This is a genomic window from Caulobacter sp. AVps18 (assembly GCF_058681425.1).
Genome location: NZ_CM178737.1, coordinates 3,418,233 through 3,433,188 on the forward strand (window position 1 = coordinate 3,418,233; position 14,956 = coordinate 3,433,188).

A 14,956-nucleotide genomic window follows, 5' to 3' on the forward strand; every position below is an offset into this window, starting at 1 on the left:
GCAGTGACAGCGACACCCGGCCAGACCCAGCCAGCAGGATCTCTCCATGCACCAGCCCAATCGCACTTTCCGCCGCGCGCTTAGCGCCACCTGCGGCGCCGCCGCCCTCTGCGCCGCCATCGCCGTCGCTCCCTCGGCCATGGCCCAGGACACGGTCGGCGAGGTCATCGTCACCGCTCAGAAGCGCAGCGAGAACCTGCAGGACGTTCCGGTCTCGGTCGCTGCCCTGTCTGGCGAAGCCCTGCAATCAACCTTCGCTGCAGGGGATGACATCCTGGCCCTCTCAGGCAAGGTTCCGGGCCTCTATGCGGAATCGTCGAACGGTCGGGTTGCTCCCCGTTTCTATATCCGTGGCCTCGGCAATAGCGACTTCGACCTCGCTGCCTCGCAGCCGGTCTCGATCATCCAGGACGATGTGGTTCTCGAGAACGTCGTCCTGAAGAGCTCGCCGCTGTTCGACCTGGACCAAGTGGAAGTTCTGCGCGGCCCGCAGGGCACCCTGTTTGGTCGCAACACCACGGCCGGCATCGTCAAGTTCGCCAGCATCAAGCCGAGCGAAGAGCTGAAGGCTCGCGCCGCCGTCACCTATGGCAGCTACAACACCCTCACCTTCGACGGCGGCGTCGGCGGGGCTCTGGTCCCCGGCAAGGTCTCGGCCCGCGCCTCGCTGCTGGTTCAGCACCGCGACAACTGGATCGACAACAGCTTCACCCGCCAGAAGGACGCTCTGGGCGGCTTCGACGAAAAGGCTGCTCGACTGCAGGTGCTGTTCACGCCCACCGAAAAGCTGAGTGCCCTGTTCAATATCCACGGCCGCGACCTGGAAGGCACGGCCGCAGTTTTCCGAGCCAATATCCTGACCAAGGGCTCCAACAAGCTGAACAGCCGCTATGACCGTGACACCGTCGCGTTCGACGCGGGTGCCAACAACCCGCAGGCCTATGACGGCTGGGGCACCTCGGCAAAGGTCGATTACGACTTCGGCGGCGTCACCCTGACCTCGATCACAGCCTACGAAAGCACCGACGGCTCCAGCCGGGGCGACATTGACGGCGGCAACCTGACCACAACCGGTCCGTTCCTGTTCCCCTCGGAAAGCACGGACGGTATCAAGCAACTGGACCAGGTCACGCAGGAACTCCGTCTGGCCAGCGACACCGACGGTCCGCTGACCTGGCAGGTTGGAGCCTTCTACTTCGACTCCAGCTACCAGATCCGCACCGACCCGGGCTTTGCACCGGCCACAACGCTGGAACAGAACAACAAGTCGTGGGCCGTCTTCGGCCAGGCCTCCTATAAGGCCACCGAAGCCCTGACCCTGACGGGCGGCCTGCGTTACACCAGCGACGACAAGGACCTGAAGGTCGTGTCGGGCCCCAATCCGGCCGCGCCGGTTTCGGTCTCCGACGAGAGGGCCAGCTGGGACCTCAGCGCGTTCTACGCCGTCGCCGAGAATGTCAGCGTCTATGCCAAGGTGGCATCGGGCTTCCGTGGTCCATCGATCCAGGGCCGCGACATCGCCTTCTTCTCGCCCCCCTCGGTCGCGCAGTCCGAAACGATCATGTCCTACGAGCTGGGCCTGAAGAGCGAACTGCTTGATCGGCGCGTGCGCCTGAACGGCGCGGTCTTCACCTACACCATCGATGATCCGCAGTTCAGCGCCGTCGGCGGTGGCTCCAACTCCAACCGCCTGATCAATGCCAAGAAGGGCGAAGCACACGGCTTCGAAATTGACGGCGAGTTCGTCGTCACCGAGAACCTGACCCTGACCGCTGGCTACAGCTTCAACGAGACGAAGATCAAGGACAAGACGCTGGCCGTCGCCGTCTGCTCGATGTGCACGATCGTCGATCCGCGCAACGCTGCGGGCCAGGCTCTGATTAACGGCAATCCGTTCCCCAATGCACCGGAATACGTGATGGACTTCACGGCCCGTTATGCTGTGCCGTTCGGTGCTGACGGCGAGCTGTTTGCGTTCACCGACTGGAAGAAGCAGGGCCTGACAAACTTCTTCCTCTACGAATCCAAGGAGTTCTACAGCAAGAACGACTTTGAAGGCGGCCTGAAGCTGGGCTACGCCAAGCTGGACGGCGCCTGGGAAGCGGCCTTGTTCGCGCGCAACATCACCGACGAGGACAACCTCAAGGGCGCAATCGACTTCACCAACAACACCGCTTTCGTCAATGAGCCGCGCGTGATCGGCGTCTCGCTGAACGTCAAGATGTAACAGACCCTCCAGGGTCTGAACGACGGAAGGGCCGTGGCGCAAACCACGGCCCTTTTTCGTGAACGGTCGATGAGAGACAAATTTCTCGTATCGGACGATCCGAGGCACCGTCTCACTTGCCGGGCGATGTTTTTTCGTCTGTCCTGCCCGCCTCTTCGAGAGTCGGGGTTTTTCATGACAGGATGGCGTTACACGGCTGCGGCCGTAGGCGTGCTCGCGCTGGGGCTTACCGCCTGCGCGACGACGACGGGAGCCGGCGCCAAGCCCGGCGCAACGGCGGCCAAGCCGGCTGAAAAAGTCGAGGCCAAACCGCTGCCCAAGGGTCTGGACGGCGCGGCCTCCACGGGCTTCCCCTCGACCTATGCGCCCCTGCCCTCTCGGGCCACGGCCTTCGTCGGTGCCACGATCCTGACCGCAACCGGCCAGCAGATCGACGGCGGGGTGGTCTTCGTCTCCGGCGGCAAGATCGTTTCGGTCGGCGGACCGGGAACGTCTGTTCCGGCCGATGTCGCGGTGATCGACGCCAAGGGCAAGTGGATCACGCCCGGCATCATCGACGCCCATAGCCACCTGGGCGTCTATCCGTCTCCCGGCGTCTCCGCCCGGTCAGACGGCAATGAAGCCACTGATCCCAACACCTCGCAGGTCTGGTCCGAACATTCGGTCTGGCCGCAGGACCCTGGCTTCAACCGCGCCCGGGCCGGCGGGGTCACCACCATGCTGGTCTTGCCCGGCTCGGCCAATCTGTTCGGCGGCCGTTCGGTGACACTCAAGAACGTACCGTCCACCACCATGCAGGGCATGAAGTTCCCCGGCGCGCCCTACGGCCTGAAAATGGCCTGCGGCGAGAACCCCAAGCGCGTCTATGGCGGCAAGGGCCGCTCCCCGGCGACGGCGATGGGCAACGTGGCCGGATTCCGCGCGGCCTGGATTGACGCCGCCGACTATGCCCGCAAGTGGGACGACTATCGCGCCAAGAAGGACAAGGGCGAGAAGGCCGACGCCCCCAAGCGCGACCTGAAGCTGGAAACCCTGGCCGGCGTGCTGAAGGGCGAGATCCTGGTTCAGAACCACTGCTATCGCGGCGACGAAATGGCCGTGATGGTCGATATCGCCAAGGAGTTTGGCTACAAGATCACGATGTTCCACCACGCCATCGAGTCCTACAAGGTGGGTGCTCTGCTGGCCAAGGAAGAGATCTGCTCGGCCACCTGGGCGTCGTGGACCGGCTTCAAGATGGAAAGCCTCGACGGCATCGACGCCAACGCCGCGATCCTCTGGAAAGCCGGTGCCTGCGTCGTCATCCACTCCGACGACCCGATCATGACCCAGCGCCTCAACCAGGAAGCCGCCATCGCCATGACGGCCGGTAACAGGCTCGGCTACGGCATCAGCCGGGCCGAGGCGATCAAGTGGATCACCGTCAACCCGGCCAAGGCCATGGGCATCGCCGACAAGACCGGCTCGCTCGAGCCCGGCAAGGCGGCCGATCTGGTGCTCTGGAGCCGCGATCCGTTCAGCGTCTACGCCCAGGCTGAGCAGGTCTATGTCGACGGCGCCCTGACCTATGACCGTCGCGATCCGAAGTACCAGCCCAAGTCCGACTTCGAGCTTGGCCAAACCGGCCAGGGAGCGTTCAACTGATGATCCGGTCCTTCCTCCTCGCCGGCGCAGCCTGCGCCGCGCTGGCCGCTCCGGCTGCCGCCCAAACCATCGCCATCATCAACGCCCGGCTTGAACCGATCAGTGGCCCGGCAATCCCCTCGGGGACCATCATCTTGAAGGACGGCAAGATCGTCGCTTTGGGCGCAGACGTCACGGCACCGACGGGTGCCAAGGTGATCGACGCCAAGGGCGGGGTCGTCACCCCCGGCCTGATTGCGCCGTCGTCCAACCTGACGGCCTCCGAGATCAGTGGTGTGCGGGAAACCCGTGACGACGGCACCGGTTCGGCCCTCTCGGCCGGCTTCGACATCGCCTACAGCGTCAATCCTGCCTCGCCGATGATCGGCCTGGCGCGTGACGGCGGCATAACGGCCTCGGCCGTCACCCCGGTGTTGTCGGGCGCCGGCGGCGGGGCCCACGAACATGCCGATGACGGCGTGGTCGAGGAGATGACGGCAGGCGCTACCGGCTCTGGCGATCCTCCCCTGTTCGGCGGCCAGGCCGCATTCGTTCGCCTGCAGGCCGGCGACAGCGATCTGGTCGAGGGCTCAAGGCTCGCGGTCACGGTGTCGCTGGGCGAAGCCGGGGCCCGCGCCGCCGGCGGCTCGCGCGGGGCCTCGATCGTCCTGATCAAGTCGGCTCTGGAAGACGCCCGCGCCTTCGCCAAAAATCGCGCTGCCTTCGAACAGGGTGCCACACGCGACTATGGCCTGTCGCGCCTGGACCTCATGGCCCTAATCCCTGTCGTGCAGGGCAAGACCCCGCTGCTGGTCCGCGTCCATCGCGCCTCGGATATCCGCCTGGCCCTCAAGCTGGCGGCCGACGAGAAGATCCGGATCATCCTGGAAGGGGCAGAGGAAGGCTGGCTTGTGGCCGCCGAGATCGCCAAGGCCGGCGTTCCAGTGATCGTCGATACCCAGGCCGACCTGCCTGACAGCTTCGAGGCCCTGGGTTCGCGCCTCGACAACGCGGCCCGCCTGAACGCCGCCGGAGTCATGGTGGCGATCAATGGGGCGCGCGACTTCAACAATCTGCGTCAGGAGCGGCTCAATGCCGGCCTCGCGGTCGCCAACGGCCTGCCCTATCCGGCTGCCCTGGCGTCAGTGACCCTCAATCCGGCGAAAATCTGGGGCATGGACGGCAAGATCGGTTCGCTGGAAGTCGGCAAGGCCGCCGATATCGTCCTGTGGACCGGCGATCCGCTCGAAACTACCAGCTGGGCCGACAAGGTGTTCATCGCCGGCGTTGAACAGCCCACAGACAGCCGCCAGACCCAGCTGCGCGACCGCTACGCCGCTCCGGACAACGGCATGCCTCCGGCTTATCGCTAAGCGCCCCGCCCCCTGTGTCCCTCGGAAGCTTTGGCTCTGAGGGGCGCGGGGTGCACTGCTCCCCAGCTTTCCCTGGCCACGCGGCGATACGCCTCTTTTCAGCGCGCAGTCTGAAGCCCATACGGAGCTTCACACCGAATCGACGCATGTTCCCGTAATGTCCACTAAAGACGACTCCGACTCCCTGTTCCCGCTGTTCGGCGGCGCAGAACCTGCCAAGGTCCCGCCAGCTTCGCCGCCGGTCCCTGCCCCGCGTCCGACGCCCGCACCGGTCGCGGCTGCGCCGGTCGCCCAGGCCGTGCCGTCATCGGGCGGCTACGATGCCAGCTCGATCGAAGTCCTCGAAGGGCTCGAGCCCGTCCGCATGCGACCGGGCATGTATATCGGCGGCACCGACGAGCGGGCCCTGCACCATCTGTTTGCCGAGGTACTCGACAACTCGATGGACGAGGCCGTGGCCGGTTTCGCCAAGACGATCGAGGTCAAGCTCGACGCCGAAGGCTTCCTGTCGGTGCGCGATGACGGACGCGGCATGCCGGTCGATCCGCATCCCAAGCATCCGGGCAAATCGGCGCTGGAAGTCATCATGACCGTCCTGCACGCCGGCGGGAAGTTCAGCGGCAAGGCCTATGAGACCTCGGGCGGTCTGCACGGCGTCGGTGCCTCGGTGGTCAACGCTCTTTCGGAACTGGTCGAGGTCACTGTCTGGCGAGACGGGTTCGAACACCTGCAGGTCTTTTCGCGCGGTAAGCCGCTGGGGCCAGTCGAGAAGATCGCTCCCAGCAAGAAGCGCGGCACGATGGTGCGCTTCAAGCCCGACGACCAGATCTTCGGCGAGGGCGTGGCCTTCAAGCCGGCGCGCCTTTATCGCATGGCCCGGTCCAAGGCCTATCTGTTCCGCGGCGTGCAGATCAAATGGTCCTGCGCGGCCGAACGGATCCAGGACCAGACTCCCCCCGAGGCGACATTCCACTTCCCCAACGGCCTGGCCGACTTCCTGGCCGAGCGGACCAAGGGCCTGGAAACCGTCACCCCCGACAGCTTCGCCGGCCGCATCGAGCGCCAGGGCGAGGCCGGGGCGGTCGAATGGGCCATTGCCTGGACCCCGCGCGGTTTCGGCGAGCACGACGGCTTCATGCAATCCTACTGCAACACCGTGCCCACCCCAGAAGGCGGCACCCATGAAAGCGGACTGCGCGCCGCCCTGACGCGGGGCCTCAAGGCCTATGCCGAACTAAAGGGCGAGAAGCGGGCCGCGATCATTACCGCCGACGACGTCATCGCCCAGGCCGGCGCCCTGATCTCGGTGTTCATCAAGAACCCGGAATTCCAGGGTCAGACCAAGGAAAAGCTGTCCTCCAGCGAGGCCCAGCGCTTCGTCGAAGCATCCCTGCGCGACCCGTTCGACCACTGGCTGACCGCATCGCCCAAGACGGCCCAAGCGTTGCTGGACTTTGTGATCGAGCGCGCTGAAGAGCGCCTCAAGCGTCGCAAGGACAAGGAAGTCTCACGCGCCTCGGCGACCCGCAAGCTGCGCCTGCCGGGCAAGCTGGCCGACTGCGCCGGCAGCGCCGTCGACGGGGCAGAGCTGTTCATCGTCGAAGGCGACAGCGCCGGCGGCTCGGCCAAACAGGCCCGCAATCGCAAGAACCAGGCGATCCTGCCCCTGCGCGGCAAGATCCTCAACGTCGCATCGGCCAGCGGCGACAAGTTCACCGCCAACAAGGAACTGTCTGACCTGATGCTGGCCCTGGGGGCCCAGCCCGGCAACCGGTATCGCGAGGAAGATCTGCGCTATGAGCGGATCATCATCATGACCGACGCTGATGTCGATGGCGCCCACATCGCCTCGCTGCTGATCACCTTCTTCTATCGCACCATGCCCAACCTGATCCGGGGCGGGCACCTGTTTCTCGCCCTGCCGCCGCTCTATCGCATCAGCCATGGCGGCAAGACCGAATATGCCCGCGACGACGCCCACAAGGACGAACTTCTCGCTACAACTTTCAAGAACAAGAAGCCCGAGATCGGTCGCTTCAAGGGTCTGGGCGAGATGATGGCTGCCCAGCTGAAGGAAACCACCATGGACCCGGCGGTGCGAACCCTGGCCAAGATCACCCTCCCGCGCTCCGAAGAGGAGGTCGAGGATCTGGTCGAGACCCTGATGGGCCGCAAACCCGAATTGCGCTTCCGCTTCATCCAGGACAATGCCCAGTTCGCGACGGCTGACCTGGACGTTTGATCCTGATCCTCCCCTTTTGGGGCAGGATGATCGCGTATGGAAAAGACCCAAAAAACGACTGTCTTCCTGGGCCTTGTGCCCAGGATCCATGGTGTAGGGAACCGCTGAGTGGACCTGAGGCCCGGGCTCTTCCGCTGCAGAGATCTTCGATTTCAGAGCCTGCCGCCGGCTATGGGTCCTGGGCACAAGGCGCAGGACGACCGGTTTCATCAACGTTTTCAGCAGCCACCGCCTCCCTCACGTCATATGCGATAGCCCTGCCTTTTGGGACGGAGGGGGCAGCGCGGGACCCCCTCAGTCAGCTTCGCTGACAGCTCCCCCGAAAGGCGAGCATCTGCCCGAAAGACACGGCTTCGCCGCCTCACGCGGCTTGACCGCTGAAGGGATGGGAAGGGTCGCGGAGCGCCCGGGCCTCGCCCGGATGTAGGTTTGTAGTGAGTACCGTTTCGACGAAGACGAGCGCTCCGCGTGGTCTTCAGACGGAAGCCTCCAGGGCGCGGGGTCTTAACCCGCTCCTGACTTCGGCCCCCGGCGGGTGGAGGGGAAAGCGACCCCGTCCAGACCGTCCAGGCGATTTCAGCCCGGACCTGTTGCGCTCATCGGGCGTCGCCAAAGGGTGTTCCCGGTGGTCCGGGCCCGGCCTCAACGCAGCGCCCTCAATGGACACCTGCTCCGCCAGACCCCACCGGGCCTTCAAACGACGGCCGACGGGCGCTTCCCGCTCGACCACCCCTGACAGCCGCCTCAGTCGCCGGCCGGACGCCCTTCCCGTGCTGTCAGGTCGGATGATTATGGGGGGCGTTTTGAGCGCGTCTGACAGGCGCGCTCGTTCTTTTTTCAGAGCTCTGAATTTGCTGGGGTTTGTGGACGATGCGCCGGGAATGGAGCGGGCTCGATCCCCGTAGTCCGCAGGGAACCTCGTCATGGACCAGGGCGCTCAAAGCCATTGACATTTGAAATTACAAATCTAATTCTACCTTGAGATTACAGTCGTAACTCAATGGAGCCCTCATGCGCCTCAAGGCCCTTTCCCTCATCGCTCTGGCATCGATCTTATCGACGTCACCCGCCTTCGCCGCATCGCCCGGCCAGCGCCTTTCAGTCGGGGGTATCTTCGGCGACGCGGCGGCGCCGGTTCAGCTGATCATCCTGCTGCTGGCCGCAGCGATCCTCGCCGCGCCCGTCCTGCTGGTTCTGCGCCGTCCCGCCGCCCTGAACGCCCTGGCCAAGGGTGCCCCCCTGCTGGCAGGAGCCGCCAGCCTGTTCACCCTGCTGGCCGGGGCGGTGGGCATCGCCAATAGCCCCGTCGTCCCGTCCCTGACGGTGCTGGCTCCCGGCCTGGCCGAGATGCTGCTGCTGATGGTGTTGGGCCTGCTGGCCACCTTCTCGGCCGTCGTGTGCCGCGAACTGGCCGGCCCGCAGCCGAAGCCCTTCATCGCCGCCGAATAGCTAGAAATGGGGCGCGGGATCTCCAGGTCCAGATTTCGCGCCCTCTCCCACCCCTGCGGCCAATAGGTCGCACGTCCGGGAGAATTGCCCGGCCGCCCTTGCAATCCCGACTGTTTTAGCCTCCTTAAGCGGCCCATCGGACCTCTTTTCGCCTAGGCCTTATCGGCACGGCGGCCAAACAGGTCTATATTTCACGAGATAAGACCAAGAACACGGTCCATTTGGGGGTCGTATTTGGTCGTGGCGCGGGCCGCACGTGTGTGTGTGCCGTCCGCTTGAACCGAATTGGACCTATATGCCCTTCCCCGCCTCCCACCCCGCTCTTGAGCGGGCACTAGCTGCTCAGGGTTATGCTGAGCCCACTCCCGTCCAGGCCGCTGTTCTGGAAGAAGAAGCCGTCGGCCGCGACCTGCTGGTCAGCGCCCAGACCGGCTCGGGCAAGACCGTGGCCTTTGGCCTCGCCGCCGCGACCACCCTGCTGGGCGACGCCGAAAAGTTCGCCAAGGCCGGCCCGCCGATGTGCCTGGTCATCGCCCCGACCCGCGAACTGGCCATCCAGGTCAATCGCGAGCTGACCTGGCTGTATGCCGACGCCGGTGCCGTTGTCGTCAACTGCGTGGGCGGCATGGACGCTCGCCGCGAGCAGCGGGCCCTGAACTGGGGCGCTCACATCGTGGTCGGCACCCCCGGCCGTCTGCGCGATCACATCGAGCGCGGCCACCTGGACCTGTCTGAGCTGAAGGTCGCCGTCCTCGATGAGGCCGACGAGATGCTCGACATGGGCTTCCGCGAAGACCTGGAATTCATCCTCGACGCCGCTCCGGCCGAGCGCCGCACCCTGCTGTTCTCGGCCACCCTGGCGCGCGAGATCGTGCAACTGGCCAAAAGCTATCAGAACGACGCCCTGCGCATCGACACCGTCGGCCGCAACGAACCGCACCGCGATATCGAATATCGCGCCGTGCGGGTCGCGCCCAACGAGATCGAGCACGCGATCGTCAACCTGCTGCGCTATTTCGAAAGCCCCGGCGCCCTGGTGTTCTGCAACACCCGCGAAAGCGTCCGGGCCATGCACTCCAAGCTGCGCGAGCGTGGCTTTGCCGTGGTCGGGCTGTCGGGCGAGTTGAGCCAGCGTGAACGCGCTGACGCCCTGCAAGCCCTGCGCGACGGCCACGCCCGAGTCTGCGTCGCCACCGACGTCGCCGCGCGCGGCCTTGACCTGCCCGATCTGGGCCTGGTCATCCATGCCGAACTGCCGGTCAACAAGGCCACCCTGCTGCACCGTTCGGGCCGCACCGGCCGGGCCGGCAAGAAGGGTGTCAGCGCCCTGGTCGTGCCCTACACCCGCCGCCGCAAGGCCGAGCAGCTGCTGATGGCCGCCGGCGTCGAAGGCCACTGGGGCGGTGCCCCGACCGCCGACGAGATCCGCATCAAGGACACCGAGCGCCTGCTGGACGACCCGATCTTCTCCGAGGTTTCGACCGAGGAAGACGCGGCCCTGGCCGAGGTGATGCTGGAAAAGCGCACGCCGCTGGAGCTGGCCTCGGCCCTGATCCGCACCCGCCGTGCCAAGCTGCCGGCCCCGGAAGAAATCTATGACGACCCGCGCCACGGCGCTGATCCGGGTCCGCGCAGCCGCGAGCCGCGCGAACCCCGCGAGTTCGGCAATGACCGCGATTTCGGCGGCGACCGTCCCGAGCGCGAGCCGCGCAGCGACATGAACGGCGCCGAATGGTTCCGCCTCAACACCGGCCGTCGCAACAACGCCGACCCCAAGTGGCTGATCCCGCTGATCTGCCGTCTGGGCCACGTGACCAAGAAGGACATCGGCTCGATCCGGATCTTCGACTACGACACCAAGTTCGAAATCTCGGCCGAAGCGGCGGTGAAGTTCGGCGCGGCGGTTCAGGCGACGGTTCGCGACGACGTCGCCATCACCCCGACGGCGGCTCCGGCCGCTCGCGATGCCGGTCCGCGCAAGGAATATGCGCCCCGTGCCCCCCGTGAAAATGGGCCGCGCGACGACGCTGCACCCCGCGAATACAAGCCGCGCCCGCCTCGCGATGAGGCCCCCCGTGGGCCGCGCGCCAATGCGCCGGGCTCGCGCGACCACACCCCGCGCCCCTCGACCTATGGAGACGACGGCTTCAGCACCGCCAAGCCTTACGGGAAGGGCGAGGAGCCCAAGGGCGACTACAAGGCGCGCCCCGCCCGCGACCGCGACAACGCTGCGCCGCGTGACTTCAAGCCGCGCACCGAGTTCAAGCGTGACGACGCTCCGCGCGACTTCAAGCCCCGCGCGCCGCGTGATGACGCTCCGCGCCCCTACTCGCCGGCCGACAGCGAAGGCGGCGCCAAGCGCGCCTACAAGCCGCGCACCGAAGGCCGCGACGACGGTCCCAAGCGCGACTTCAAGCCCCGCGCCGCGCCCAAGGCGTTCGGCGACGGCGCGCCCAAGGGCGCCTACGTGCCCAAGCCGCGCGGCGATGGCCCCGCCAAGCCGTTCAAGGGCCCCAAGCCCTTCAAGGCCAAGGGCTTCGACGGCGGCAAGCCGGCCGGTAAGCCGTTCAAGAAGAAGTAGTTACGGATAGAAAATCCTCCCCCTAGCGGGGGAGGTGTCCGCAAAGCGGACGGAGGGGGAAGTTCTGTTGGCGCATTGCCGACTACCCCCTCCGGCCCTTTCGGCCCGCCTCCCCCTTCAGGGGGAGGACTAGAGATCGACTAAACCGCCTGCCCGGCCGACCAGCCCGACGCCCAGGCCCATTGGAAATTGAAGCCGCCCAGCCAGCCGGTGACGTCCACGACCTCGCCGATGAAATAGAGGCCCGGCACGTCCTTGGCCTGCAAGGTCCGAGAGTCCAGGTCATTGGTGTCGACCCCGCCCAGGGTGACTTCCGCCGTGCGGTAGCCTTCTGAACCGACCGGCTTGAAGGTCCAGGCGTTGACCGCCGTGGCCAGCCGGCCCAGCACCTTGTCCGAGCAATCCGCGATATTGCCCTGCGCGCCCTCATCGTCGGAGACGATCTGGGCCACGCGTTGGGGCAGCAGGGTCGCCATCACCGTCGAAACCGCCCGGCGCGGCGTGGCGGTACGGGCGGTTTTCAGGGCCGTCAGGGCATCGACGCCCGGGGCCATATCGACCCGGATCTCGTCACCCTCGCGCCAATAGGACGATATCTGCAGGATCGAGGGCCCCGAGAGGCCCCGGTGCGTGAACAGCATGCCTTCGCGGAATTTCGTCTTTCCGTGGGCGACAACGGCGTCCAGCGCCACGCCCGACAGCGGGACCAGGCGCGCCAGTGTCTTGACCTCGAAGGTCAGGGGCACCAGCGCCGGGCGGGTCTCGACCACGCCGACCCCAAACTGTTTGGCGATCTCGTAGCCGAAACTGGTTGCGCCCATCTTGGGGATCGACTTGCCGCCGCACGCCACCACCAGCGACTGGCAGCGCACGTCACCGCCGGCCAGGGCGAGCAGGAAGCCCTCGCCGTCGCGCTCGATACTTTCAACCGAGGTCTCCAGCCGCAGCTCGCAGCCCGCCGCCTTCATCTCGGTCAGCAGCATGGTGATGATCTGCATCGCCGAGCCGTCGCAGAACAGCTGTCCCAGCGTCTTCTCGTGATAGGCGATGGCATATTTCTCGACCAGGGCGATGAAGTCGCGCGGCCGGTAGCGGCGCAGGGCCGAGACGCAGAACTTGGGATTGGCCGACAGGAAATTGGCCGCCGTGGCATGGATATTGGTGAAGTTGCACCGTCCGCCGCCACTGATGCGGATCTTCTCGCCGGGGGCCTTGGCATGATCGACGACCAGCACGGAGCGCCCGCGCTTGCCCGCCTCGATGGCGCACATCATGCCGGCCGCGCCCGCTCCGATCACAACGACGTCGAACTGTTCCAAGGCTATCTTTCCGGCAAGCAAGGCAAGCGGCGTTAAGGGCGGCGAGACGATGCAAATGTCAATCAAGCCTTGCCCGCGTTGACGCGCACGCCGTCTTGGGCGACGCTTAGTCATGGCTGATGGCACAGACATTCATCTGGACGCAGCGCGCGCCGAGCGACTGAAGGCGGCTGCCCAGGTCGCGGGCCTGTCGCCTGAAGACTATGCGTTAAAGGCCCTGGATCGAGCGATGGACGACGACTGGGCCGAGGCGATCGCCGCCCTGGAAGAGTTTGACCGGACGGGCCACTCCGTCGCCGCAGAAGTTGCCCTAAAAGGGTTCCAGGACCGCCTGAAACAACGCCTGAACGCCCACCAGACGTGACGCGAGCGGTTCGGCTGACCGCACGTGCGGAACAGGACCTCCAACGGCTTGAGGACTTTCTGGCCGACAAGAACCCCGACGCCAGCCTGCGCGCCGCCGCAGCGATCACGGAAGCTGTGCTCTCGCTCGCCGAGAATGCCGAACGCGGCTTCAGGGGGCCATCGCCCAACCTTAGGCAAATTGCCGTTCCGTTCGGCGACTCCGGCTACATAGTCCAGTACCGGGTCCAGACGCAGCTTGTTATCGTCGCGCGCATCAAGCACGCCCGAGAGCGTCGCTAAAAGTCATGTCCTGGCGATAGCCGCCCGATTCGGGCCGCGCGCCCTTGAACCCGCACGCCCCAGACGGTACGACGCACGCCCCCCGCTGCAGCAGACTGGTTCCTCCCATGACGTCCGTCGTCCCGCCGACGATCGGCATCGATTTTGGCACCACCAACACCGTCGTCTCGATGACGCACGGCGACGGCTCGGCGCAACTGGTCCGGTTCCCGACCGGTGAGGGTGATCTGTTCGCCTTCCGCTCGGCGCTGAGCTTCCACAACCTGCAAGGCCAGGGCGGCGAGGCCAATGAGCGGGTGGTCGAGGCCGGCCCCTGGGCCATCGAAGCCTATCTGGAAGATCCGCTGGAAACCCGCTTCATCCAGTCGTTCAAGAGCTTCGCGGCCAGCGCGGCCTTTACCGAGACCCGCATCCTCAACAAGCGCTACCAGTTCGAGGACCTGCTGGCCGCCTTCCTGCTGAAGGTGCGCGAGCACGCGGGCGCGGCCATGACCGCCCTGCCGACCCGGGTCGTGGTGGGCCGCCCCGTGACCTTTGCCGGCGGAAATCCCGACGAGAAGCTGGCCTTGCAGCGTTACGAGGCCGCTTTCGGGCGACTGGGCTTTACTGACATTCGCTATGCCTATGAGCCGGTCGGCGCGGCCTTCTTCTTCGCCCGCCAGCTGAAGCAGGACGCCACCGTTCTGGTCGCAGACTTCGGCGGCGGCACCAGCGACTTTTCCCTTGTGCGGTTCGAACGCGAGGCCGACGGTACGCTACGCTCGACCCCGCTGAGCCATTCGGGCGTGGGCGTGGCCGGCGATGCCTTCGACTACCGGATCATCGACCAGCTGGTCTCGCCGGCGCTGGGCAAGGGCTCGCTCTACAGGGCCTTCGACAACCGCCTGCCGATCCCGCAGCGCTACTACACCGCCTTCGCCCGCTGGGATCAGCTGGCCCTGCTGCGGGCCTCGCGCGACATGCGCGACATCCGCTCGCTGGAAAAGACGGCGATGGAGCCCGAGAAGATCAGCCGCCTGATCGAGGTGCTGGACGACAATCACGGCTACGCCCTCTATCGCTCGGTCTCAGGCCTGAAGGAGGCGCTCTCGGCGCAGGAGCGGGCCACCTTCCGTTTTGAGGCCGGCTCGATCCTGATTGAGCAGGAGGTCGAGCGCTCGACCTTCGAGGGCTGGATCGCGCCGGAACTGACCGCCATCGAAAAGGCCGTCGACGAGGCCCTGACCCGCGCCAACCTCGCACCCGACCAGGTGGACCGCGTGTTCCTGACCGGCGGCACCTCGTTCGTGCCAGCCGTTCGCGACATCTTCCTGCGCAGGTTCGCGGCTGACCGGGTCGAGAGCGGCGGCGAGTTCGAATCCATCGCCTCGGGCCTGGCCCTGATCGGCCGGGAGAGCGATCTGGACCTTTGGACCATGCGCGCAGGCTGAGCTAACGCGCCGCGTGGACCGGGCGGCGGAATCCGCATAGCCTAGACGTCATCGTCCAAGGTGAGCC

10 protein-coding genes are annotated in these 14,956 nt (G+C 66.0%); 9 read left to right on the plus strand and 1 reads right to left on the minus strand.

Annotation, left to right across the window (positions count from 1 at the left end; genetic code table 11):
- The first annotated feature begins 46 nt into the window (after nucleotides 1–46).
- From ACW179_RS15635 to ACW179_RS15660, 6 genes are all read left to right on the plus strand, one after another.
- Nucleotides 47–2,227 carry a TonB-dependent receptor gene (locus tag ACW179_RS15635; protein ID WP_492060385.1) on the plus strand — a complete coding sequence of 727 codons (2,181 nt, stop codon included), beginning with the start codon at nucleotides 47–49 and terminating at the stop codon, nucleotides 2,225–2,227.
- Between the two features lie 174 nt (nucleotides 2,228–2,401).
- Nucleotides 2,402–3,871, plus strand: a complete 1,470-nt coding sequence (locus ACW179_RS15640; protein ID WP_492060386.1) for an amidohydrolase — start codon at nucleotides 2,402–2,404, stop codon at nucleotides 3,869–3,871.
- Nucleotides 3,871–5,223: an amidohydrolase family protein gene (locus tag ACW179_RS15645; RefSeq protein ID WP_492060387.1), complete on the plus strand. Its 1,353-nt coding sequence runs from the start codon at nucleotides 3,871–3,873 to the stop codon at nucleotides 5,221–5,223. Before ACW179_RS15640 ends, ACW179_RS15645 begins: the two co-directional genes overlap by 1 nt.
- A gap of 157 nt (nucleotides 5,224–5,380) precedes the next feature.
- A complete protein-coding gene (parE, locus tag ACW179_RS15650) occupies nucleotides 5,381–7,465 on the plus strand; it encodes a DNA topoisomerase IV subunit B (RefSeq protein ID WP_492060388.1) in 2,085 nt (694 codons plus the stop codon).
- A 1,011-nt stretch (nucleotides 7,466–8,476) separates the two neighbouring features.
- Nucleotides 8,477–8,914: a hypothetical protein gene (locus ACW179_RS15655; RefSeq protein WP_492060389.1), complete on the plus strand. Its 438-nt coding sequence runs from the start codon at nucleotides 8,477–8,479 to the stop codon at nucleotides 8,912–8,914.
- A gap of 295 nt (nucleotides 8,915–9,209) precedes the next feature.
- The gene (locus ACW179_RS15660) at nucleotides 9,210–11,495 is read left to right on the plus strand and encodes a DEAD/DEAH box helicase (RefSeq protein WP_492060390.1); all 2,286 of its coding nucleotides are present in this window, start codon (nucleotides 9,210–9,212) and stop codon (nucleotides 11,493–11,495) included.
- Nucleotides 11,496–11,635: 140 nt separating this feature from the next.
- On the opposite strand, the gene ACW179_RS15665 is transcribed toward ACW179_RS15660, so the two are convergent.
- The gene (locus ACW179_RS15665) at nucleotides 11,636–12,814 is read right to left on the minus strand and encodes a BaiN/RdsA family NAD(P)/FAD-dependent oxidoreductase (protein ID WP_492060391.1); all 1,179 of its coding nucleotides are present in this window, start codon (nucleotides 12,812–12,814) and stop codon (nucleotides 11,636–11,638) included.
- Between the two features lie 112 nt (nucleotides 12,815–12,926).
- Here ACW179_RS15665 and ACW179_RS15670 point away from each other — a divergent pair, with 112 nt between their 5' ends.
- The 3 genes from ACW179_RS15670 (at nucleotide 12,927) to ACW179_RS15680 (ending at nucleotide 14,889) form a co-directional block, all read left to right on the plus strand.
- Nucleotides 12,927–13,178: a hypothetical protein gene (locus tag ACW179_RS15670; protein WP_492060392.1), complete on the plus strand. Its 252-nt coding sequence runs from the start codon at nucleotides 12,927–12,929 to the stop codon at nucleotides 13,176–13,178.
- Nucleotides 13,175–13,459, plus strand: a complete 285-nt coding sequence (locus ACW179_RS15675) for a type II toxin-antitoxin system RelE/ParE family toxin (RefSeq protein WP_492060393.1) — start codon at nucleotides 13,175–13,177, stop codon at nucleotides 13,457–13,459. Before ACW179_RS15670 ends, ACW179_RS15675 begins: the two co-directional genes overlap by 4 nt.
- A 107-nt stretch (nucleotides 13,460–13,566) precedes the next feature.
- Nucleotides 13,567–14,889, plus strand: a complete 1,323-nt coding sequence (locus tag ACW179_RS15680; protein WP_492060394.1) for an Hsp70 family protein — start codon at nucleotides 13,567–13,569, stop codon at nucleotides 14,887–14,889.
- Nucleotides 14,890–14,956 lie beyond the last annotated feature (67 nt).